The sequence below is a fragment of the Acinetobacter sp. CFCC 11171 genome, from assembly GCF_003268405.1.
Classification (GTDB): domain Bacteria; phylum Pseudomonadota; class Gammaproteobacteria; order Pseudomonadales; family Moraxellaceae; genus Acinetobacter; species Acinetobacter amyesii.
Window position 1 is genome coordinate 55,125 of record NZ_LQXP01000015.1, and the last position, 24,218, is coordinate 79,342.

Genomic DNA, 24,218 nt, shown 5'->3' on the forward strand with positions numbered 1-24,218 from the left:
TTTTATTTACCTTTTTACATAATCATTGGAGTTTTTTCAGCTAGAAAAATGTAAATAAGCTATTTACCCCCCTTCTTCTACTACACATTTTTGAAGTCTAATAAGTGAAATAAATAAAAATGCTCAGCGTATGTGATGTGCTAAGCATTGGTCGTTTATGACTGAAAAACAGGAATTTTGAGACATTATTTGATATCGAATACCCAGTTATGCGCCTCTTTATCACTGGTGGTTTCACAGACATAGTAATCTTGATCCCAAGCATCTTGGTTAAAGATTTCTTTTTTGTGGTAAGTCACCTGTTTACCATTTTCGACACAGACAAAGCTGTCACCTTGGTCTTTGACTTGTGTTCCATTGAGGAAGCCACCAATACAGAGGAAGCGGGATTGTTTGGGCATTTTCACATCATCACTTAAATCACTAATATTTTACCGAAATCTACACCCAGTAGTAAATTCTTGATTGAAACTAGTATGAGCTAAATCATCTAGATTTCTAAATAAATTTTCACCCTATCGATTCTAAAAAAATTTAAAGTCAAATATCACAATCATGGGTTTTTTTACAAACTTTATCCCAGTATTCATAATCTTTTGAATTATTTAGTATTTTATAATAAAGTCTTAAGTTATAAATAGCATCTGGATGGCCATCTATTGCTAATGGCTTTATTATATTAATAGCAGTATTAATATTAGCTTCCACACCATATCCTTTAAAATATAATGTTGCTAATTGAATTTTCGCTAGATAATAATTTTGATTTGCTGACAAAGTATACCATTTGAAAGCCTCCTTAAAATCCTCATTACCGCCATTTCCTTTAAAATACATTTGGCCAATATTAAACTGCGCATCTGGATTACCTAGCAAAGCAGCCTTCTTATAATATTTCAGCGCATTTTCCAAATCTACATCATAATTATAGCCATAATTATACATCACACCTATTAAATTAAGAGCTGGTGCGAAATTATCATTTTCAATCGTCTTAAAAATTGATGCTGCTTCTGCATAATGTCCTTGTTCTAATCGAACTCTTCCTACATTATAAATAGCTGGAATATAATTTTTATTACCAGCTTCAACGTAATATTTTAATGCTAATTCTAAATTTTTATCGACATAAATTCCATTCTCATAAAAATTGCCAATCTCATTTTTAGCATAGCTACTGATATTATTTACATTTTCTAAAATTAATAATTTTTTATATGCTTCTTCATACTTTTTCTTTTCCAGCATATCTTTATATTCATTCAAAGTATTTTTCTCTTGCTGTTCGGATAAAATTAATGGTTCAGATGAGCTTGAGGTACAAGAGTTTAAAAAAATTATAATAACTAAAGGTAAAAAATACATTCTAAAGTTCATAACTAATCCGTAAATTTAATATCATTTATTTCTTAATATTTTCTAAAAGTAATTTAAACCTAGTGACAGAAGTCAACTTACAATATTCTAATTAACTAAATTTAAACACGTATAAAGTTCGGAATATACTTTTAATAATAAAATAAGGGCTGATTACTCAGCCCTCATTTTTAACTCAATTTAATTTATTTTTCAATAAATTAGCTTAATTGAGCAGCAGCAATTTTCTTAGTATCGACGTCTTTAGCAGCGTCAGTATAGTCGCCCATTTTGTCGAAGCTTAAGTATTGGTAGATGTCGGCAGACATGCTATCAATTTGAGCTGCGTATTCTTGGTACTCAGCTGGAGTTGGTAATTTACCAAGTACAGCAGCAACAGAAGCAAGCTCAGCAGAAGCTAAGTAAACGTTTGCGCCTTGACCTAAACGGTTCGGGAAGTTACGAGTAGAAGTCGATACACAAGTAGTGTTCGGAGCTACACGTGCTTGGTTACCCATACATAATGAACAACCTGGCATTTCTGTACGAGCGCCAGCTTTACCATAGATGTTATAGAAACCTTCTTCCATCAATTGACGTTCGTCCATACGAGTTGGAGGAGCCAACCATAGACGAGTAGATAAAGAACCACCAGGAACTTTGTCTAGAAGTTTACCAGCCGCACGGAAGTGACCAATGTTAGTCATACATGAACCAACAAATACTTCGTCAATTTTTGTACCAGCAACGTCAGAAAGCAATTTAGCGTCATCTGGGTCGTTCGGGCAGCAAAGAACTGGTTCAGTAATTGTAGAAAGGTCAATTTCATACACTTTAGTGTATTCAGCATCTGGATCTGCTTTGATTAGGCTTGGGTTCGCTAACCATTTCTCCATGTTTTCTACACGGCGCGCCATAGTACGAGCATCGCCATAACCTTCAGAAATCATCCATCAACATAGTAATGTTTGATTTAAGGTATTCAGCAACTTTCTCTTCAGAAAGCGTGATAGAACAACCAGCAGCTGAACGTTCAGCAGAAGCATCAGAAAGTTCGAACGCTTGCTCAACAGTTAAGTCAGTTTCCATTTCTGTTAAGTCGATTTCTAGAATACGACCAGAGAAGATGTTTTTCTTACCTTTCTTCTCTACAGTTAAGTCACCTTCTTGGATCGCTACGTAAGGAATTGCATGTACTAGGTCACGTAGAGTGATACCAGGTTGCATTTTACCTTTGAACTTAACAAGAACAGATTCAGGCATATCTAGTGGCATAACACCAGTCGCTGCAGCGAACGCTACAAGACCAGAACCCGCTGGGAACGAAATACCGATTGGGAAACGAGTATGCGAGTCACCACCAGTACCTACTGTATCTGGAAGAAGCATACGGTTTAACCAAGAGTGAATAATACCGTCACCTGGACGTAGAGAAACACCACCACGGTTCATGATGAAATCAGGAAGCGTGTGTTGCATTTGAACGTCAACTGGTTTTGGATAAGCAGCTGTATGACAGAATGACTGCATAACGAGGTCAGCAGAGAAGCCTAGGCAAGCAAGATCTTTAAGTTCGTCACGAGTCATTGGACCTGTTGTATCTTGAGAACCAACAGTAGTCATCTTAGGTTCACAGTAAGTACCTGGAAGTACACCTTGACCTTCAGGAAGACCACAAGCGCGACCAACCATTTTTTGAGCTTGAGTGAAGCCTTTACCAGTAGCTGCAGGTTGAACTGGAGTACGGAATAAAGTTGAAGGTGCAAGACCAAGAGCTTCACGAGCTTTAGTTGTTAAACCACGACCAACGATAAGGTTGATACGGCCACCAGCACGTACTTCATCTAAAAGAACTGGAGTTTTAAGTTCAGATTCAGCGATTTGAACGCCGTCTTTGAACGCAGTTACTTTAGCAGCAGCGTGGTCGATTTTAAGCGTGATTTCGTCGCCCATGTTCATATTTTGAACATCGATTTCTACTGGCAATGCACCAGCATCTTCCATAGTGTTGAAGAAAATCGGAGCGATTTTAGAACCTAAGCAGTAACCGCCGTCTTTTTTGTTCGGGATGTGAGCAATTTCGTCACCAAAGAACCAAAGTACAGAGTTAGTTGCTGACTTACGAGAAGAACCAGTACCAACAACGTCACCTACGTAAGCAACTTGGTTGCCTTTCGCGATAAGCTCTTTGATTTGGCTAAGTGGACCAACTTCGCCAGGAACTTCTGGATTGATACCGTCACGTACGTTTTTAAGCATTGCGTTAGCATGTAACGGAATGTCTGGACGGCTCCACGCGTCTTGTGCAGGTGACAAGTCGTCTGTGTTCGTTTCACCAGTTACTTTGAAAACTGTAAGTTTGATTTCTTCAGGAACGTCTTTACGGCTAGTGAACCATTCAGCATCTGCCCAAGATTGCATAACTGCTTGTGCATTCGCATTGCCCGCTTTTGCTTTATCAGCAACGTCGTGGAAGGCATCAAATACAAGAAGAGTTTTCTTAAGTGCGTCAGCAGCTAATTCACCAAGCTCTGCATCATCAAGAAGTGCAACTAAAGGAGCAACGTTATAACCACCAAGCATAGTACCTAGTAGGTAAACCGCACGTTCTTTAGTTACTAGTGGAGAAGTCGCTTCACCTTTTGCCAAAGCAGCTAAGAAAGCAGCTTTAACGTATGCAGCTTGGTCAACACCCGCTGGAACACGGTTTTCTAGTAAATCAACTAAAAATGCTTCTTCGCCAGCTGGTGGGTTTTTTAATAATTCAACTAATGCAGCTGTTTGAGCATCGTCAAGTGGCTTCGGTGGGACTCCGAGTGCGGCACGTTCTTCAACGTGTTGGCGGTAAGCTTCTAGCACGGTGTTATTCCTCTTTTTTAAAAAATTATTTACGCATTCCTGCTTTAAATAAAGCTACGCAAATAATATGGACTGCTAAATTTTACTAAAATTCCAGTTAAAAGTTAATGCACTACAAGTGTTTCTTCGTGATGCCCGTTATTTTATAAATAAATGATCCTCATATCGTTTATACATTAAGCAAAATCAATACTTAGAACACGCTTTTCTTGCGCATATTAACTTTTGACTAAAATTAACCATCAAAAAAAGGCAACTAAATGTTGCCTGTTTTTATCAGTATTGGATATTCCACCTTAGTGGACAGTGGTTGCAGTGATATATTGCTGAAGTTCTGCTCGATCGCCTGTAAATCTGAGGCACCATTCGTCCTGACATGTGGTTTGATGTTGATTACTTGCAAAGCTGATATCGACCAAATAACGCTGAGAAAATTCATCTATTTTTTGGCGTAATGTGACTTTATCTCCAATGCTGAGCACGTAGTTCCCACCACCGATAATTGCTACGCCTTGTTCATCTTCTAGGAGTAGATCTGAGTGATGCATATAACCTATAACGTCCATATTCTGCTCCTCTACTGTTTTTTATTCTCCATTTCATTATTCATTAAAAAGATTTGCTTTTCTATATTTATGATTTAGCAAGTTGTCACAATTTGTATTCCACTCTGCTTAGGCTATTTTAAAATCTTTAAGCATCTCATATTCAAAGTAACCCGAAGATAAATATGCATTCGCAAAATAAGCATGAACTCCATCATATGGCTAAACAACGGATAGTTGCCCCGTTGTAACTACTCACTGCTGAATAGAGCCTTTAGGTTTTGCTTTACGCGCTTTCTCGCATAAAAAACCGTTCCTTAGAACGGTTTATAATCTGGCATTTCGGTATGCGGTGTTGCGATACATTTTTCAGTAAACTCAGCACGAATTTTTTCACGTGCTTTTTCAACATCAGTATTAATCTCAGCTTGCGGCAAGGCATAAACTTCATCAATGATGTTCAGGATAAATCCTTTGGTGGTTTCATCCTCAATTTTGTTGGCATGCTCAACTGCTTTGTCTTTTTCAATTGCATTTTGACGATCTAACATAATCGTACGTGCAGCATTACCTACACTGCGGCAGTAACCCTGCCACTGCTCTTCAGGGGTTAATGGTTTTTTTTCAGCACAGCCGACCAAAGCCACCATAACGGATAAAGCAAATAACTTTTTCATGAACTTCTCCTTACGAGGGGCAATATAAAAGATCGTAATGGATTTGTCATTTAAATTAGTCGCAGCCGAACAAACAAAAAAAGCCCTTTCGGGCCTTTTTTATGCGTTTGAATTAACCGCAAGTTGCTTGAATAATCTTTTGATTGATTGGGTTTACCGTGACAGTGACGCGCTCTACACGATAATCCATTGTCACTGGCTGCCCAGGTTTGACTAGTCGGACAATTTGAGCTTGGCTAATCGCCTTAATCTGATCTTCAGTCAATTTTGCTTGGCCAATCAGCGTCTTGGCTTTATCCGCGACACATTCAGTTTGGCTACTACGGAATAATGCCCACTCTTCAACCACTTGTCCGTTTGGCAGATGGCAATACCCGACCTGAGCATTTGCTTCATCACGAATTTCAAGTTTACCTTTTTGTTCTACACAATACTGGCTGGCTGGATTTGCCATACCAATTTTTTCTGGTGTAGTTTCAGTTTGCTGTGTTGTGCTACAACCCGCCATAAATGCTGTCAGTGCAGCTAAAATCCATATATTTTTCATCAAGTCTATTTCTGAATATAAAAATTTAACTTACCAAGTTTGTGCCAAATAAACGAGTTGTTTATTGAAATTTTTAGCTGTCATTCCACTTTCTGTAATTAGGCAGCAATGTGCCCTATGTTCAAAATACAGAACGTCATTTTCTTTGAACTGATGATGATTTTTGCAATATTTAAAACGACTAAACTTGTCGCAGCTTTGATTTTAAAGGTTTTATAAATTTGAAAAATGACCTGCTCAACGCGTATGCTAAAAAAAGTACTTTTCTTCAAACACGCCACGTTGCGTAGGAGCAAAATATGTCAAAAAAACTGCCGATTTATTTTTCGGACGAAGCTTGGTCGTCTTTGCAACAGCTCATGGGCGCAGATGGCAAACCTAGTCCCACCATCAATGCCCTGCTTGAAAGGCAATCTCAAGAACTATCTATGGATCCATTTTTGGATTCTTCGCTCAATGTTCAGCCTGTTCAGAAAAATACCCGTATTGAACTTCCCGTTGCCTTGGAACGTATTCCTGCTGGCCCAGCTTTCGCCAATAAAGATGTTTTTGAAAAAGCCTTAGACCTAAATGATTATTTGGTAATTAACCCGCTCGCTACATTTATTGCGCATGTCGATAGCGAGTCTTTACTCAATGCCGGCTTTGAAATTAATGATACTTTTTTAGTCGATCGTAGCTTAGAAGCCAAACATGGCGATATCGTGGTTGCACTGATTGATAATCGTGAAATCACCTTAAAGCGATTGATGATCACCGCAAAAATGTCAAAAGAAGAAATTGCCGACATTTTTGGTGACCCCAATAAAGTCTTACCCAAAATTTGGCTAAAAGCAGAAAATCCAGCCTATGCGCATATTATCCCTTCAGATAGCGAATCTATCGTTGTTCAGGGTGTTGTGACCTTTAATTTAAAGCAATTTTATAAGCGCTCATCACACACCTAAACACAAGAATTCACCATGAAAGCTGCAAATAAAATATTTGCGTTAGTTGACCTTAACAACTGCTACGTCAGTTGTGAGCGTGTCTTTAACCCAAAGCTCAATAATGTCCCTGTCGTCGTGCTGTCCAATAACGATGGCTGTGTTGTATCTCGAAGTCAGGAAGCCAAAGACCTCGGGATTAAAATGGCTGTGCCGGTCTATCAAATTCAGGATTTAATCCAACAGCATCATGTTCAGGTGTTGTCGAGTAACTATGCTCTCTACACCGAAATGTCTAATCGATTTATGAATATTTTAGGCCTGTATGTCGGCCCCGAAGACCGTGAAGTTTACTCGATCGATGAGTGTTTTTTAGATTTCACTGCCTATCAAGAACTGTTTGATTTGAGCCTATATGCCAAAGAAATACGAGATACGATCCTAAAATGGCTAGGTTTAACCTGCTGTGTCGGGATTGGTCGCTCTAAAACGGAAGCCAAAATGGCCAACCATTTTGCCAAAAAAAATGCTTATTTGAACGGTGTGTGCAATTTAGTTGAAATGGACCCTTGTTCCTCAGAACAACTCCTTGCGCAGACACCAGTCAATGAAGTTTGGGGCGTCGGTCGCAATCATACAAAAGCCCTGAATCAGCTTGGCATTCATTATGTTTTAGATCTGATCAATGCACAGCCTAAAGATATTCGAAAAAAATTTAGTGTGGTGATGGAAAAAACCGTCTTGGAATTGCAAGGTCTATCTTGTCTGTCTATTGAAGAAGAAGCGCCGAGCAAACAGCAAATTATCAGTAGTCGTTCCTATGGTCAGCCTGTCTACGAACTGGAAGATATTAAGGCCTCTATTCGTGTATATATCGCGCGAGCCGTCACACGTTTAAGAGCAGATCATTCTCTATGTCGTATGGTGGGAGTTTTTATTCAAACGAGTCGCTTTAATTCTACTGAAAAATACGCACCTTATCTGGCCATTACACTGAATGAGCATACCGATGACTTAATTAGTATCACCCAAGCAGCAACGCGTGCCGCCGAAAAAATCTTTAAAGCGGGATTTAAATATAAAAAAGCCGGTGTGGTGTTATTAGAAATCATTCCAAAACAAAACTTTACCCCAGATTTGTTTTGCGATATGGCGTTAAGACAAAGCCGTTTGAAACTGTCCGACACCATCGACGATATTCAAAAAAAATTTGGGCATCATTTTGTCTCGATCGGCTTAGCGCAGGACGATGCTGCAACATGGCGGATGAAAAAAAATCTGTGTTCCCCCGCTTACCTGAGTAATTGGAACGAACTGCTTCGTGTGAAATGAAACACTATGTTGTAGCGCCGCTTAGTCCTTCTATTGTTTTAACCGAAATGATCATTTGCAATTGCTGAATATTTATTTAGTATTTAAATGAATATTCATTTTTATATTCTCCTATTTTAAATTATGTCTGATGTTCAATTAACGCTGAGCGAATACCTATCTGCGGTCAAAGAAGTCATTCAATTGGCTTTTGATGATGCCGTGTGGGTCAAAGCCGAGATTCGAAATTTAAACATCAAAGGTGGACATTACTATCTCGAATTAGCTGAAAAAGAACAAGAAAGTGATAGAGTCATTGCCAGTTGTAAGGCCACAATTTGGAAATTTACTGCAAATAAAGTTGTCGGAAAATTTGAACGTGAAAGCGGTATTGAGCTCAGTCGTGACTTAAATGTCTTGGTTAAAGTGCGTGCCAAATTTGATCCGCAGTACGGCTTTTCAGTCAATATCGAAGAAATTGATTCGAGTTTTACTTTGGGTGATCTAGCTCGACGTTATCAACAAATTTTAGAAAAACTCACCAGCGAAAGTCTGATTCATAAAAATCGAAACTTGCCTGCGCCATTTGATATTCAGCATGTCTTGGTTATTGCGCCTGAAAATGCGGCTGGCTTAGGTGACTTTAAAAAAGATGCAGATGCACTACAACATGCTGGCGTGTGTGAATTTGTCTATCATACTGCAACCTTTCAAGGGAATACCGCAGCACAAAGTATCCGAGATGCTTTAGCACTGGGTTTAAGACAATGGGCCAATGACTTTCAAACTGCGCCAGATTTGATCGTGATTATTCGTGGTGGCGGTGCTGTTAACGATCTTGCTTATCTGAATGATTATGATTTGGCTGTACTTCTATCTAAGCGTAGCGTGCCGATTTGGGTCGGTATCGGCCATGAAAAAGACCGTACAATCTTAGATGAAATTGCACATCGTTCTTTCGACACCCCGAGTAAAGTGATCGGGGGGATTCGTAATCATATTGTTGAGCGAACTCAGGAAGTTTTAGAGGCATTACAAAGCATTCAACTGCGCTCTCAATATCAAATTGCCCTGTATCAAAATCAAAATGATCAGTTGCTACAGGCCATTAAGACCTTGTCTCAAAGTCAAATCAATGACTCAACTCGGCTCTTACAGCAATACCAAGATAACACTGCTTATTTTGCTCAGTTACAACTTAAAACAGCTGCACAGAATATTGAAATACTCATGCGTGAGACTTTACTGCAAAACCCTGCTCATGTGCTTTCCAAAGGTTATGCCATCGTCCGGCAGCAAGGTCACGCCATTCGCGCAACGAAAAATCTTCAGCCTTCAACGCATTCACCGATTGAAATTGAAATGCAAGACGGCATCATCACGGCTGACATTCAACATATACAGGTAAAAAATCATGACGACTGATACTCTAAGTTTTAAAGAAGGCTATGAAGTTTTAAAACGTAATGCTGAATTACTCGAATCTCAGCAAGAACCCGATATTGATAATCTTATGAAAATCGTTGAAGAGTCGATGCAAGCCTATAAAGCCTGCAAGACTCGTGTTGAAGCAGTACAACAGGCACTGAATGATACGTTTAAAGATTGATTTCTCAATTCATTATTTGCATAAAAAAACGCAGCCTAAGCTGCATTTTTTTATATTCAAATTTTGACTTCTCTTAGAAGCGCCAGTTATAGAATAAGTCAATTGCACGCTCTAAAGACTGACTCGCTTCCAAGTACAAACGTTGATTCATTTGATAACGTAAGGTCAGTTTATTCACTGGTGTAAATACCCCGACACCATAACGAATGAATAAGTCAGGTGTGATATAACCCGTCACAGAAACCTGAGTATCATCCCCTGTTCCTTGAGCATCCAGTGCCAAACCACTCAGACCAAATGTACGACCAATTTGATTGGTCAATGCACGTGTACCACCCAAGCCCATACTAATACCGGCTGCAGCAATTGTATTGTTCACATCTGAACGGAAACCTTCCGCCTGACTTAAACCTGAACTTCCTTCATTGATACGACCTGTAATTAAGGCATTTAAGGCTTCTTGTTCAGATAGACCTGCATCGTTATACACCTGAATTGCAGGGCTTGATGCTGTACCTGTCACACGAACACCAACAGTACTGCCTTGCACGGCTTTATTGGCATCGATATCTAAAGTAGGGTTCGCCAATGGTCCATTAAAACGGGCAATCGCACGGTTCAAGTCCAGACTTTGACCATAAGCTTCGATTTTCACACGCTGAGAAACACCGATTGCACCATTGGCACGCATTGCTGTTTCTAATCCACGTTGTGTCAAATTCAAACGACCAATCAACGGAATTCGGCTATCAAAACCTTGGAAAATCACTTGATTACCAATATTCACCTGTACGTCAGCGCGAATATTCCAAGGACGTGCCGATTTTAAGATTTCAAGTTGATTATCACCTTCATGTACCACACGTACATCTGAAGATACCCCAACCACTGTTGCAGACGATTCTGGCATCGAAATTAATGCGCGCGGCACATCAATTTTACCTTTTAGGGTTAATTTCTTACTGAAAGGCAGCACATCTAAAGATAAATCAGGCGTTACAACAGCGGTGATCAATGGCGCTTGACGGACTAACATTTCATTACCCGTTAAATTCAACTGGATACGTGGATCATTTTTCCAGTCAATATTTCCGGTTAATTTGCCCACACCACGACCACTGTTAAATGCACCATCAATCGTAGCGTGGTTTTGACGCACAGCAGAATACAACTGAATATTGGTCAAGTTCACAGGCAATGAAATCATGCTAATCGAGCCATTTTTCACTCGAATCTCACCATCCATTAAAGGCTGAGACAATGTTCCGCTAATTTTTGCCGCATAAGACAATGTACCGCCCATTGAACGGACATCTTGTATAAATGGTTTTAAGATTTTCAATTGAACTTGGTTAAAGGCCACTTCACCGCGGATCGGTTTGTTGGCTTTATACGGGTCAATAATAATATTGGCATAACCTGTACCAATATCTGGAGCTTTGGTATCAAGTCGAATTTGTAGCCCTTCAGCGACACTTTTCGCAATCAAACCTACTTCATCATATTTTAAAGTAGATGCTAAATACTGTGGGTCTTCCGCTGCTAAACCCAGTAAACCATCACGAGTCACTAAACGTGCATCAATTTTAGGTTTTGCACCTTTCGCCCAAGACGCTTTCGCATAACCATTCACTTTACCCGTAATCGCCAGGCCTTCAGGCATAAATGCTGCGAAGTCGTTTAAGTCTAGGTTCTTTGTCACAAAAGATACATTGCCGCGGTTTTTATTCACACGAATCGGCTGATCAAAACATAATTCACTTTGCTGACTCATCCAACAATGTGCGCCAACAAATAAGTCAGACTGTGCAGTGTTGTAAATAATCGATGCATTTTGACGCTGCACAAGACGTGTACGCAAGGAGTCAAAATCGCCTTTTTGAATCTGACCAAGCCAATTATTTTGTGCGTTAAAACCACCAGCTAACTGCACATAAAATTTTGATAATTTATTTTCAGCACTGACTTTTAATAAATGCGCATTACGTGTTCCTGCTAGTGAAATTTGACCTTTCACAATCTCACGGTTGTTACTGCGTAAATTATCCATCGTTGCCGTTAATAAACTTGGTGAAGTCGCAGAAGTTGGCAACTCGCCTTGCACCCGTATTTTTTTCACACTGAATAAATTATTAAATGCAAAATCATCAATTGCGATATTGGCAGATGCTTGCAGTCGTGGCTGTGCTTGAACATTTAAGTAGCCATAAGCACGTCCACGTAGGCCTGCATAAACTTCATATAACGCTGGTGCATTAATTTTCAATTGTAAATTTTGTGCATTACCAGTGGCTTGAATTTGGTTATTGGCATAAGCCAACAGTAAATTATTCGCTTCAAACTGTTTTGGCATAAAGCCAGATTGATTTGAATTAATCACCATCGCCAAGTTACCTTGACCACGGACAGGTTTGTTATTGATCATACCTGCCAAATTCAGACGTTCAATTTGAATACGTTTTAATGCATCAGACCACACACCACTGGTTTTTAAATTTCCAGATAATTCACCCCGTACATTTGAGGCAAAATAATGCGGCTTAAAATGCACCAGTGATGCATTAATATCCCAACCAATGGCTTTTTGTAGTAAAACTTGTCCATTGGCAGAAATTTTACCTGCCACGCCATCATGACGCAGCTCGGCTATTTTAATTAATTCAGGTGTACCCGATACTTTGAAAATCAAACTGCCTTTACTTGCGGCAACTTGGCTTGCATTGAGGCCACCATCATAATTCACAGCAAAAGCTTTAAAGCCTCCACCTTGTTTCTCATCATGGAAAGTCAGCGCAGCAGTAGATTGACCTGTTAAATGAACTGTTTCATTTTGCTGTGCTAGTCGGCCGAACAAATCAATATTATTCAGCTGAATAATCTGTTGATTTGGTTTTGCATAACCATTGGCTTTTAATGACCCTGTAATTTGGTCGACAGGCGCAGCAACCACGATGGTTTGCGGATTGAACTGCTGTGCTTGTACATTGGCTTGCCATTTCAGCATGCGTTTTTCATCAGGCAATTCTACAACTGCGTTACCTTTGAGCTGACCTTTGTCGGCCACATAACTAAAGGCTGGGACATTGAGATTGTTATTTTTCAGATTCAGTTTGGCTTGATATTGTCCAGCAGGCAGAGCACCTTTTTCATGTCGTGACACGGTGGTCGCCACATTAATGTTTTGCTGACCTTCTGTAAGCGCCAATTGCACATTGCCCGAATCACTACTCAACCATCCAACATATGGCACTGCACGGTCTATATTTTTCCAAGACACATCCATCAGCATCGGCTGAGCTTTATTATTTTTAGCAGGCGCTTGATCGAGTTTTAAATTCCAAGTTTCATATTGGTCAAAATCCACCAACGCCGTCAGGTGCATGCCTTTTTCAAGGGTCCCTTTAGACGCAATCTTACTGTTTAAATTTACAGGTAGAAAATCTTGAACCACCTGCGGGATCAGCTTATGTTTTGGATTAATTTTATCTAAACGACCGCTTACATCCCAAGTGACCTGATCTTTCCAACTCACCACGCCACCCAAATTGACAGCGCCGCCCATCACTTGTCCATTTAGGTTAGTAATATCAAGTTGGTTGACCAAGTCCGTACTCATGAGCGCAGTATATTTCCCCTCAGGGATATTGGCACCGCTCAGGTCCGTGTCTAAATCTAAATTAAGACGCTGAATATCCCCTTTGAATTTTGCCAGACCATTTTTAGCAAAAAGCTTTTGCTCAGTCAGCAACGGTAAATGATAGTTTTTAAATTTGAGTGCACCAAACATTGGAACATGTGGACGCATCGGATGGACCACAGCCCAACCAGTTAAAAGATCTGGGGTATGTGTTGCCACACCGGCTTGAATTGTATCCAACGATCCTTTAGCCACCACTTGAATATCATGAATGTTCAAGCTTTCACGTAGTGAAGGTAAGTTGACAATCCCCACAGCATTTAGCGGATATTTACCTTCAAACTTCATATTCCCAGACGCTTGACGCACAGATAAATAGCCCATATCCATACGGGTATCTTCAAATTTTAATTCCGTCCCAGACCAAAGCGCTTCATTTAATTCAATATCATAAAAATCCACACCTGAACTATGCGTTTTAATCAGCATATGATCTAGATCTGCATGATCGACACGAAGGACGAAAGGCAGACGGATTTCACTAAATGCAAAAGGTTTATCGCTAGGTGGGGTCTTGGTAATAATTTGCAGATTTTTAACATCTGCCTTATTTAAATGAATTTCTTTATTAATAATGGCGCGCCAACCGAGTGTAATATCGGCACGGTCAATCTTTACATCGACAGGTTTTAGCGTAACGAGGACATTTCGTAAAATAATGCCCCGCCACAGGTTACCACCTTCATATTCATAGTGAATGATTTGCTGACGTTCCAGAACACGGTCAAGTAAAAACTTACTGCCTTTGTCTGTAGAAAACATGACTGCTAATGCAGCCACCAAAAAGATAAGCACGAACACGAAGGTCAAAATGACACTTCGAAGAATACGACGCTTCTTCGGCAGTTGCTCTACCGGCGTTTCGTTTTCTGGTTCTTGCTGTTCTTGTTCAGTCATAAAAAACACATCACCTAAAAATTATAATTGTGAACCAATAAAGAAATGTAAACGAATTGGTTTGCTGTCGTCAGAAAGTCCAGTAGCAACATCTAAACGAATTGGGCCAATTGGAGAAGCCCAGCGTATCCCCACACCTGCGCTATATGCAGTCGGTGTATTAAAGTCTTTATCGTACGCATTACCAAAGTCACTAAAGACCGCAGCACGCCAGCCTTCTTTAAATTGGTAGTTATATTCTAATGAACCCGTTGCCAAGACTTGACCACCAATTTTATAGCCATTTTCTTCGGCAGCTAAACTCTTATAGTCAAAGCCGCGAATGGTTTGGTCACCACCGGTAAAGTAGCGTAAGTTATAAGGAACTTTATCAAAGTTCTCTGTCAGAATATAACCTAAATCACTGCGCCCCACGAACTGGTGATTATCATTTTCACCCAATGAATAAATAAAGCGCCAGCCCGCATTCAAGATCGCCATGTCAGCATCTGAAAGTAAGCTTTCACTTCCGACTTCAACTTTATAGGTTTGCTTAATCCCTTTACTCGGATTCACACGTTTATCAGAGTCGGTTCGAGAAATTTCATAGCCAAACATCAAAGACTGCTGTTCATTGTTGGTATTTACCAAGAACGCATCTGGAATGTCATCACTAGGACTTAGGCCGTCATCGGTAATACGGTCCAAACGGTAACGTAAACCAAAAGTATGCTGCCAACTACCACGTGGGTTTTTAATAATCCGGTCAACCCCAGCTACAGCAGATTCAATCGAAAGATTAACACCCTGACCGACATCGTCACGTTCTTCACGCTCATAACCACCAACCAAACTGACATAGTCATTTAATGGATGGTTATATGGAATGTTATAGCGACCATCAATCGATTGACGGATTTTGGATACTTCCATGTTGGCGTCAAAAGAATGACCACGTTTGTTTACAATGGCACGACGATACTGGCCACGAACACGTGTACCGGTGTCGGTACCAAAACCAGCACCAATTTCTGCACTATTCAACTTATCTGCATTTAGTGTCACGATCACAGGGACTTTTTTATCTTCACGTGCTTGCGCTTTTAAACGTTCTTGTTCTGCTTGTTTAGCATCTTGCGTATCTTGCAAACTGCGTAATTTAGAGGATTGCTCTACATCATTCACCCCCGCAAATTGGTCTTCATCAACCACTTTTTGCGTGACTTCCTTATTCGACATCACTTCCGTTTTGTCTTTCACTACTTGTGAACTTTCAGACAACTGATTTTGATCGACCAAGGTCTGAATATCTGGTGGCAGTTCAAGCGGCTTTTCAATTGGGTCTGGTCGAATCGCATCAACTAAGGTGTAGTTAAAATAGCGCGAGTTAGTCAGGTTATTGGCTAAACCATTTACACGCCAGAAAGTATAATCAGCACCATCTTTCCACGTCACCAAACTTTCTAAAATATCTCGATCCAATGGAAACTCTGCATTAGGATCACTCATTCGAAATTCGACTTCGCCAAGCTTATAACGCTCACCCGTTTCAAATCGCAAATTGATATCGGCTGTATTTTGTGGTTGAGCCACTCTTACATCGTGCAAACGCCAGTACGAGTCGAAATAACCGTTATTAGTTGCTGCATCATTAATTCGGCCTTTCGTCGTTTCGTATTCACCATGATTAAGAATGTCACCTTCTTCCTGATCTGGTAAAACACCAATCACCTGAAACTGAGCTTGATTTGCTCCAGCCCCTGAAAATTCAATATTTTGCTTTTGAATTTGCACAGGCGTATTTGGTGTAACCAATACACGAACTTTACTATCAGACACTTTTTCAAATTTGAATTCTGACTGATAAAAACCTACAGCTTGTGCAGCTTGATTGGACAAGCTGCGTAATTGAGGCAAAGCCGATGGAAAATCGCTAAAAGACTCTTGAGTAAAACTTGAAAGCTTGCCTTTAATATTGGCTTTGAGATCTTCCAGCGCCGCACCGTAAGCCTTACTCGAAGTCTGACTGGTATTATGTGCTGAGGTAATTTCAACATCCGCACTAATTCGTGGCACTTTTGCCGTATTCATCTGACGTGGCGGACGCACTTTATATAATAAGCGCTTGAAAATACCCGGCTCTGCATCATCTTCCACAGTTGGATTATTCAGCTCTTGCAGCGTACTGGCATTTTCATTTTGTGTTGCAATAATTTCATTATCAGAGCGAATTTCACTCATGAGCTGATCAATATTGACTGGCGCTTGGTTAATTTCCGTTAACTCTTTTTGGGTAATGTCCGCAACAGCAACTTCTGTTTGTTGTGTCGCACGGTACTCCTGCGCCTGACGTTTGGCTTCTTCAGCAACTTGGAAGATTTCATTCGCCATGTTTTGATCAACAGGTGTCACGGGTAAGTTTTCTAAATCTTCAAACTCAATGGGTTTAAATTCTTGTAGTTGTGTTCCTGCTTGCTGCTGTTCTTGCAGCATTTTCATGCTATCAACAGATTCTTCCGGCTCATTTATATTTTCAATTTTTTCAATTGCTTCAGGCGTCGACAGCCCTTGCTTTACAGCTTCATCCTTGATTTCAGTAACAATCTCTGCTTTTGTATCTGCAGAGGTTGGAACAGTTTCCGCGGGAGTTTGGGCGAAACTATGCTGAGCACACAAGGTCAAAAAGATGCTCATATATAGACTTTTATTGCTATGATGCTGTCGTATGCAGTGAGCCATACTGTGATGAAGCATTGTTTTTTTAAACTTGATTTTTGCAGGCATAGCAAACTCTAACAAATTTCATTATGTAATGGACTTAGTCAATCAGATGTAGAGCTAAAGATCTTATATCTATTGGTTTTTCGCCATCCCCAAACTCAAAAACATATTACATGATTTTTTTAGAGATTTTACCAATCACTCACATTTCTTAATAAAACTTAATGTAGCAAGACGCTTATGAATAACAACGAACATCTGCTAGGTACACGCCGTTTCCTGCCTATGTTTTTGACCCAATTTTTTGGGGCCCTCAATGACAATGTCTACAAACAGGCTTTATTGTTGGTCATCACCTATGGATTAATCCAACAACAGGCATTACCCATCAGCACGCTAAACAATCTAGCTGCATTATTGTTTATTTTACCCTACTTTATTTTTTCAGCGACAGCGGGACAGATCGCAGATCGGTTTGAACGTTCACAACTTGTCCGTGGTATCAAAATTTTAGAAATTATCATCATGGTCATCGGCAGCATTGGCTTTCTGACCGGTCATTTATGGTTGTTATTGTTGGCTCTATTTTTGATGGGAACCCATTCGACATTTTTTGGTCCAATCAAATATGCGATTTTGCCTGAAATTTTAAAACCCAATGAGCTAATGTCAGGCAATGCGCTGTTCCAATCTGCAACATCCATGGCGATTTTATTCGGGATGATTTTGGGTGGTGCTGTGATTGCTTCATCACAAGGCAATTTATTGTGGATCAGCCTGACCGTAATGACCATCGCCATTTTAGGTTATATCACCAGTCGTTTTATTCTTAAGCAAAATGTCACTACACCAGATTTAAAAATCGATTGGAACTTTTTCCGAACAAGTTATCAAACCATCAAATACGCTAAAAGCTTGCCTTTAGTCTTCACAATTTTACTCGGTAATTCATGGTATTGGTTTTATGGTGCGGCTTATCTAACTCAAATTCCTCAAATGACCCAGCAATACCTGCATGCTTCAGAAAATGTTGTGAGTCTGTTACTCACTTTCTTTTCTGTGGGTGTTGGCGTCGGCTCATTGCTATGTCGCAGACTTGGTGGAAGTCAGGTCAATATTAAAATGGTGCCGATTGGTGCTGTGGGTTTAACTGTTTTTGCACTTTATTTGGCTGCAAGCTTAAGTTTTGTACCCGAACATACAGGTCCATTAATCACCCTTTCTGAGGTTTTCAGTCAAGGTTGGAGTTATTACCATGTCATGATTGCCGTGACTTTATTAGGTATTAGTGGTGGTTTTTATATCGTTCCGCTCTATGCGATGATGCAAGCTTATTCACCTCGCTCACATCGTGCACGAGTGGTTGCCGCTAATAACATCTTAAATGCGGTATTTATGGTATCTTCTGCTTTATTCTGTATTATTATTTTGAGCATATTACAGATTGATATTAAAATACTTTTCTGCACGACTGCTGTACTTAGCGCCATTTTTTGTATTTGGCTGTTAAAACGAATCAAACCTTTGCTTAAAACTACGTAAGTCTCTTTGGAGGATTAATCCATGCGTCAATTTACAGGTATCGACAAACTTATTCATTCTTTTGATCAAGCCTTACGTAGTTTAGTTCCCGGAGCAACAGCTGCACATCGTGAAAATCCGTCTGTTGCTGAAAAAACCCAACTTGCAGTCAGCGAAGCACGCCATGTTGCAGGTTTAATGCGGGTCAATCATAGTGGTGAAGTATGTGCACAAGCGCTCTATCATGGCCAAGCACTGACAGCAAAACTACCGAATGTACGCTGTGAAATGGAACAAGCAGCGATTGAAGAACAAGACCATTTAGCATGGTGTGAAGATCGCTTAAAAGAATTAGACAGCCATACCAGTCTGCTCAACCCTGTTTGGTATGGCCTTTCTTTTGGGATGGGTGCATTGGCAGGTATTGCCGGTGATAAATACAGCTTAGGTTTTGTCGCTGAAACTGAGCGTCAAGTGAGCCTGCATTTAGAAGATCACATCCGCCAACTTCCTGAACAAGACGAACGTTCACGTAAAATTTTAATGCAAATGAATGAAGATGAGCTGCATCACCGTGATACAGCACTCAATGCAGGTGGTGTAGACCTTCCTGTTCCAGTTCGTATTGCCATGACTGGTATTTCAAAGCTGATGACCAAAACCAGTTATTACATTTAATGCTTTTCTAATGATTGTCGCTAAGTTTTATAAATAGTGAACAAAAAGCCTGCAATGATGCAGGCTTTTTCATAAGTAATGTTTTGACTCTAATACAATAATTCCTTCGCCATCAAAACAGTTTATAGGCTGCCATCGACTTGGTGTAAACCAATCAAAATTCAAACTATAAAGTTGCTCAGTGGACGGATAACCTGATCCACCTAATTCAAGCAGCCATCCTGCCGGACAAATTTCCTTTTGGTTATTAATCACAACAGAATGATCATGTGCCAATTCCAGCAATAAATGACGATCCAGCTCAAATGCAATAACATCAAATCCAGCTATTTGAATAAGCTCTGGAAAACGAGCCGAAGTCAGACCTTGACGAATATCAGTCATCTGTTCAAGAGAATAGTTGGTTTCAAATGATCGGTTGATCCATGTCCCCTGAGGCAATATCACCTCACCATAAACTAAAGGTTGTTTAAGCTGAATAATAATTTGTGCCATATACTCTTGATAAGCACGATCTGATTGATGATTTGAAAAAGCAATCTCTGCATAACTCAGGAGAACAAAAATTGGAAAAATGAGTAAAGTCGATAGCCCCCATTTTACAGTTTTATCTAGTTTAGGATGATACTTGCTTAATTTTTGTTGTTTTTTCTGCCATGCATTCCAATACAACCAAGCAGGAATCACGAATATGACCAGCAACACCGAAAAACACATAATGATAAAGGCAATCGCACCCGCACCATAACCTAAACCCATATTGCTCTCACTGAATATCCTTTTAAATCTTTTGATTATGTTTTGACGATTTTATCAGATCAGCCACGTTCACTTTATCAATGTTGATGATGCTTACGCCACCACTTCAACACCGTATAGAGCACACGTAAAAATACGATACATAATACAACGGCAATAACGATGTAAATATCTTGATGATAAGGCAGCATTTTCGCCCAAAATAGATGTAAATAATGACTGATTTGAAACCCAATCGTAGCGACCAACATCGCCCAAATAAAACAGGCAACTAGATTAATCAGCACATATTTTCAAAAAGGATAAGCACGCACACCGACTGCAATAGGTAAAATGGTTCTAAAACCCCATGCAAAGCGCATAAATAAAATGGTCAAAATAGGATAACGTTCAATAAACTGGCTCGCACGATCGAATTTTTGTGCAAATTCTGCATTCGACTGGATAAGTTTTTGCCCATAGCGAGCGCCCATTTGATAATAAGACTGATCACCAATAAAACTGCCTAGCATCGCCACTGCAATCAACATTGGAAAATGAAGTATGTGTTGATGGACAGCATAGGCGCCAATCATCAGCACTGTTTCTCCTTCAAACTATGTGCCAATAAAAATCGCAATATAGCCATAGTGCTGAATCAGATCCGTCCAGTTCATATCATTATTTTGAAGCTAAAAAGATAATGTAATCCTGCGACAGCCTATACGCTAGCGCATACCATGACAGGATTTGAACATTTTTTTGTTATTGTCTACTTGGGATATTTAGGGACATTTGAAATATACGTCATGAGTTTTGAAAGCATTGCGTTTCATTCGCTCAATCCACTAAAACCTTTTGGCAACTCACCATAGGAAATTGATGTGCTGGATGTTCAAACATTTCATTTTTCCAAATGTCGAACATTGGTATTTTAACATCGAGTGCTAAAGGCAGTTTTTTCGGATTAAATTGCATGTGCGCTAAGCCTTCGCCCCACGCGATCAGATCCAGATCCAAAGCGATATTATGAGACGGACGAACACGACCTGAGTCTGCTTCCATTTTTTTCAGTAAGGTGCTGATTTCATCTACAGATAAACTGCTTTTCACCAAACAAGCTGCATTCCAATAATCCGCCCCAATGCCATCACGACAAGGAATCACATAAATTTTGGAAAATTCAGCATGACCCAAAGCCTGAATTTGACGTAAAGCCAGTTGAAAATGCGGTTTAGGATTGAAATTACTCGCCAGAGCTAGGGCGAAAATCGTTTCGGTGGCGTTCAAGACGAATTCCTACAGAATTGGCTTGCGCGATAATGGCAGGCTTCCGGATGGTAATCATAATAGATTCAATGCTGTCATAGGTAGCAAAAAGTGCATCAATCACCAGTTTTGCTGCATGTTCGATCAATTTAGGTTGAGCAGTTTGAATGACTTTGGCTGATATTTCGCAAATTTCAGCATAATTCAAGGTATCTTCAAGCTCATCTGACTGAGCCGCCTGCGCTAAACTGGTTTGAATATTGAGGTCGAGCATCAAAGGCTGAATAATCTGACGCTCCCAATTGAAACAGCCGACGACAGTCTCAACTTTCAAACCTTCAATGATAATTGCGTCCATTCTTACACTCAAAATAAAATCTTAAACATCAATAAAATCCTCCTGTTTAAGCAAGAGGATTTTATTTATATCTTGCGGCTAAATTATTGCTTCAACAATAAATTAGGGTCCATAGTCTGCACCATTTGAATACGCTGGTCTGCATAAATATCGGTATATGGCGCAAGGATGCGCATAAAGCGATCGAAGTACAACATTTGTTTGAATAATAAAGCGAAGTCACGTGGGAAGCGAATACCATGACGCTCTCCGACTTGTACCATATCCATCATGATGTCATTCAAATCGGCAGGATTCGAGGTTAATAACTCTTGCGGATCGGCCAAAAGCACACCGCTAAATAAGCGCTCTAAGTCGGCAGCTAAGACTTGTGTGTCAATTTTGACAGCCGTCATGCCCATTTTCAGCATATTTTCAGCCATCAAGTTGTAGTCAGTTTTTTGTAGGGCATCCATAAACGCAATACATGCTGTCCACACTTCAGGTTTCAACTGGCCCACGATACCAAAATCGATGAAGCCAACTCGACCATCTTCTAGCAGCATCAGGTTGCCTGCATGTAAGTCTGCATGGAAACTATTACATAACATCAAGCTGCCAAACCATGTATTCATCGCTGTCACCAAAACTTGCGATGGATCTTTAGCGACTTTTTTAACCACATCAAAATCAGTCAATGGTACGCCGTATAAACGCTCCATCGTTAAGACACGACGTGTTGAATATTGGTGATAAACTTTTGGTGCAGTCGCGGCTTTGTTTTGAGTTACATTCAGATAGTTCACAAAGTCATCAAGATTTTGAGCTTCTTCAATAAAGTCCACCTCACGTACCATGCGAACTTTAATTTCTTCAACGATATCTGCAAGTGAAGCAAATTTGACTTTAGGTACAGCTTTTTCAACCAGTTTGGTTGCCCAATGTAAAACGTTTAAATCTGTATAGAGAATCGTCTCGACACCCGGTTTTTGCACCTTAATAACAACATTTTCACCACTGACCAATTTAGCAGCGTGTACCTGTGCAATCGATGCAGAAGCCAAAGGCTTTTCATCAATTGAAGCAAATATTTCATCTAAATTACGACCAGCAAATTCTGAAGCCAATACCTGCTGCACATAACTAAACGGCAATGACGGTGTCTGATCTAAACAACCTTGAAACTCTTCTACATATTCACGTGGAAATAAAGAAGGTGTACTTGCAATAAATTGACCTAATTTAATATAGGTTGAACCCAGTGATTCAAAAGTTTCACGCATGAGTTTTGCGTTACTTGGTTTTTCAGTTGCATATTTAAAGCCGGCTTTTGCCGCAACGACTGCGGTCTCACCCATTCGGGCAACCGAGCGAATTCCATCTAACCAGATATTGTTTTTCATAATGTCTTAGAAAAAAATAATTAACGTGAGTGTAGCAAAAAAATAAGGGCTTGCTGCTTTATCTTGCCTGACAGATTGGACAATCGGGATCTATTTCAAAAGCGAGAATTTTTTGTTTCATTGACAGACCATCCCACAACAAAAGTTTTTGTTTCAATACTGTCTTTCCTAAACCCAAATAGAGCAAGGCATGATGAGCTTGCAAACTTGCCATAACATTTGGTGTGGTTGCAAGCACACCCGAGTCTGCACAGCGCAAACTTTCATTGGCTTGTTGTTCTTTTGGAAATAGACATTCATAACATGCAGCGTTTCCTTCGACCATAAACAGTTGCCCTTGGAAACCAATCGCTGAAGCACTAATCAGCGCCACATTATTTTCTACGCAGCTCACATTGACCAAATAACGCGTGCTGAAATTATCACAACCATCGAGAACCAAATCTTGCTGTGAAATCAATGCCTTTGCGTTGCTTTCATCTAATTTTGTGGTATAGCTTTGCACTCGGATATGCGGGTTAATCGCTTGTAAGCGTTTAGCCAAAATTTCTGATTTATAAAAACCCACATCGTTTTTGGTATACGCGATTTGTCGTTGTAAATTACTGATTTCAATTCGATCTGCATCGATTAAAGTAATTTGTCCGACGCCTGCACGTGCCAATAATTCGGCTGTGGTACACCCAATTCCACCACACCCTACGATGAGTACATTGGCAAGTTTTAGCTTCTCTTGTGCATCGATGTCCCATCCATCAAGCAATATTTGACGGCTGTATAAATGCATTTCATCATCACTTAATTCAAATTCAGATGTTGATTCATTCGATTTAAACGTAGACAAAGTATTTCCTTATTAAAATTCGTCAAGCATAAAAAATGGGCGAGTTTATATCGCAGGCAAAAGATTAAAAACACCGATATCCATCAAATGTTGTTCGAGTACAAACCCGAAACAGTGTAAAAACACCCTGCTATTTGAGCAAGACAATATACAGCTTAAAGTTAAAATAAATGCTCTGTAGACATGGTATTTTTCTTAGTTAGCGTATCTTCAATTACACTATTTAAAATACAGTATCTCAGACACCTTAGTATGTAGAAACATCATAGAGGTATAGCGTATACATGTTTTAAAAATAATAAAT

General features: G+C 39.8%; 20 protein-coding genes and 1 pseudogene. 6 read left to right on the plus strand and 15 right to left on the minus strand.

The features are described from left to right. Positions 1–185: 185 nt before the first annotated feature. The 6 genes and pseudogenes from AVJ20_RS09060 to AVJ20_RS09085 form a co-directional block, all read right to left on the minus strand. The gene (locus tag AVJ20_RS09060; protein ID WP_111884974.1) at positions 186–401 is read right to left on the minus strand and encodes a hypothetical protein; all 216 of its coding nucleotides are present in this window, start codon (positions 399–401) and stop codon (positions 186–188) included. 139 nt (positions 402–540) lie between these two features. Next, complete coding sequence (locus AVJ20_RS09065) at positions 541–1,377, minus strand: tetratricopeptide repeat protein (protein ID WP_171319250.1); 837 nt, start codon at positions 1,375–1,377, stop codon at positions 541–543. Positions 1,378–1,577: 200 nt separating this feature from the next. Next, a pseudogene (locus AVJ20_RS09070) lies at positions 1,578–4,215 on the minus strand (bifunctional aconitate hydratase 2/2-methylisocitrate dehydratase). 296 nt (positions 4,216–4,511) lie between these two features. After that, positions 4,512–4,781: a hypothetical protein gene (locus AVJ20_RS09075; RefSeq protein ID WP_078193937.1), complete on the minus strand. Its 270-nt coding sequence runs from the start codon at positions 4,779–4,781 to the stop codon at positions 4,512–4,514. Positions 4,782–5,077: 296 nt separating this feature from the next. After that, a complete protein-coding gene (locus AVJ20_RS09080) occupies positions 5,078–5,437 on the minus strand; it encodes a hypothetical protein (RefSeq protein ID WP_078193938.1) in 360 nt (119 codons plus the stop codon). A 112-nt stretch (positions 5,438–5,549) separates the two neighbouring features. Then, entirely contained in the window at positions 5,550–5,984 is a 435-nt protein-coding gene (locus AVJ20_RS09085) for an I78 family peptidase inhibitor (protein WP_111884976.1), read from the minus strand. Between the two features lie 299 nt (positions 5,985–6,283). Between AVJ20_RS09085 and AVJ20_RS09090 the strand changes: the two genes are divergently transcribed. The 4 genes from AVJ20_RS09090 (at position 6,284) to xseB (ending at position 9,830) form a co-directional block, all read left to right on the plus strand. Then, positions 6,284–6,931, plus strand: a complete 648-nt coding sequence (locus tag AVJ20_RS09090; RefSeq protein WP_111884977.1) for a LexA family protein — start codon at positions 6,284–6,286, stop codon at positions 6,929–6,931. Positions 6,932–6,946: 15 nt separating this feature from the next. Beyond that, on the plus strand, positions 6,947–8,242 hold the full coding sequence (locus AVJ20_RS09095) for a Y-family DNA polymerase (protein ID WP_078193941.1): 1,296 nt from the start codon (positions 6,947–6,949) through the stop codon (positions 8,240–8,242). 123 nt (positions 8,243–8,365) lie between these two features. Continuing rightward, on the plus strand, positions 8,366–9,646 hold the full coding sequence (gene xseA / locus AVJ20_RS09100) for an exodeoxyribonuclease VII large subunit (RefSeq protein ID WP_111884978.1): 1,281 nt from the start codon (positions 8,366–8,368) through the stop codon (positions 9,644–9,646). After that, complete coding sequence (gene xseB / locus AVJ20_RS09105; protein ID WP_078188551.1) at positions 9,636–9,830, plus strand: exodeoxyribonuclease VII small subunit; 195 nt, start codon at positions 9,636–9,638, stop codon at positions 9,828–9,830. Before xseA ends, xseB begins: the two co-directional genes overlap by 11 nt. A 73-nt stretch (positions 9,831–9,903) precedes the next feature. Here the strand turns inward: xseB and AVJ20_RS09110 are convergent, their stop codons facing one another. Together AVJ20_RS09110 and AVJ20_RS09115 are read right to left on the minus strand one after the other, a co-directional pair. After that, positions 9,904–14,424 (minus strand): translocation/assembly module TamB domain-containing protein, encoded by a 4,521-nt coding sequence (locus AVJ20_RS09110; RefSeq protein WP_111884979.1) that lies wholly within the window; start codon positions 14,422–14,424, stop codon positions 9,904–9,906. A 21-nt stretch (positions 14,425–14,445) separates the two neighbouring features. Then, positions 14,446–17,187 (minus strand): autotransporter assembly complex protein TamA, encoded by a 2,742-nt coding sequence (locus AVJ20_RS09115; protein ID WP_111884980.1) that lies wholly within the window; start codon positions 17,185–17,187, stop codon positions 14,446–14,448. A 177-nt stretch (positions 17,188–17,364) separates the two neighbouring features. On the opposite strand from AVJ20_RS09115, the gene AVJ20_RS09120 reads away from it, so the two are divergent. Both AVJ20_RS09120 and coq7 read left to right on the plus strand, forming a co-directional pair. Further along, the gene (locus AVJ20_RS09120) at positions 17,365–18,666 is read left to right on the plus strand and encodes an MFS transporter (RefSeq protein WP_111884981.1); all 1,302 of its coding nucleotides are present in this window, start codon (positions 17,365–17,367) and stop codon (positions 18,664–18,666) included. A gap of 21 nt (positions 18,667–18,687) precedes the next feature. Then, positions 18,688–19,323, plus strand: a complete 636-nt coding sequence (coq7, locus tag AVJ20_RS09125) for a 2-polyprenyl-3-methyl-6-methoxy-1,4-benzoquinone monooxygenase (RefSeq protein ID WP_111884982.1) — start codon at positions 18,688–18,690, stop codon at positions 19,321–19,323. Between the two features lie 69 nt (positions 19,324–19,392). On the opposite strand, the gene AVJ20_RS09130 is transcribed toward coq7, so the two are convergent. From AVJ20_RS09130 to AVJ20_RS09155, 7 genes are all read right to left on the minus strand, one after another. Further along, positions 19,393–20,082, minus strand: a complete 690-nt coding sequence (locus tag AVJ20_RS09130) for a hypothetical protein (RefSeq protein ID WP_111884983.1) — start codon at positions 20,080–20,082, stop codon at positions 19,393–19,395. Positions 20,083–20,159: 77 nt separating this feature from the next. Continuing rightward, entirely contained in the window at positions 20,160–20,369 is a 210-nt protein-coding gene (locus tag AVJ20_RS18680; RefSeq protein WP_228157189.1) for a hypothetical protein, read from the minus strand. 6 nt (positions 20,370–20,375) lie between these two features. After that, positions 20,376–20,657: a DedA family protein gene (locus AVJ20_RS18685; protein ID WP_228157190.1), complete on the minus strand. Its 282-nt coding sequence runs from the start codon at positions 20,655–20,657 to the stop codon at positions 20,376–20,378. Between the two features lie 244 nt (positions 20,658–20,901). Next, a complete protein-coding gene (locus AVJ20_RS09140) occupies positions 20,902–21,351 on the minus strand; it encodes a 2-amino-4-hydroxy-6-hydroxymethyldihydropteridine diphosphokinase (protein ID WP_111884984.1) in 450 nt (149 codons plus the stop codon). Next, positions 21,308–21,688, minus strand: a complete 381-nt coding sequence (gene folB / locus AVJ20_RS09145) for a dihydroneopterin aldolase (protein WP_111884985.1) — start codon at positions 21,686–21,688, stop codon at positions 21,308–21,310. Before folB ends, AVJ20_RS09140 begins: the two co-directional genes overlap by 44 nt. Positions 21,689–21,771: 83 nt before the next feature. Beyond that, positions 21,772–23,070: an ABC1 kinase family protein gene (locus tag AVJ20_RS09150; protein WP_078193949.1), complete on the minus strand. Its 1,299-nt coding sequence runs from the start codon at positions 23,068–23,070 to the stop codon at positions 21,772–21,774. A 58-nt stretch (positions 23,071–23,128) separates the two neighbouring features. Beyond that, positions 23,129–23,857 carry a HesA/MoeB/ThiF family protein gene (locus tag AVJ20_RS09155; RefSeq protein ID WP_111884988.1) on the minus strand — a complete coding sequence of 243 codons (729 nt, stop codon included), beginning with the start codon at positions 23,855–23,857 and terminating at the stop codon, positions 23,129–23,131. Positions 23,858–24,218: the final 361 nt, after the last annotated feature.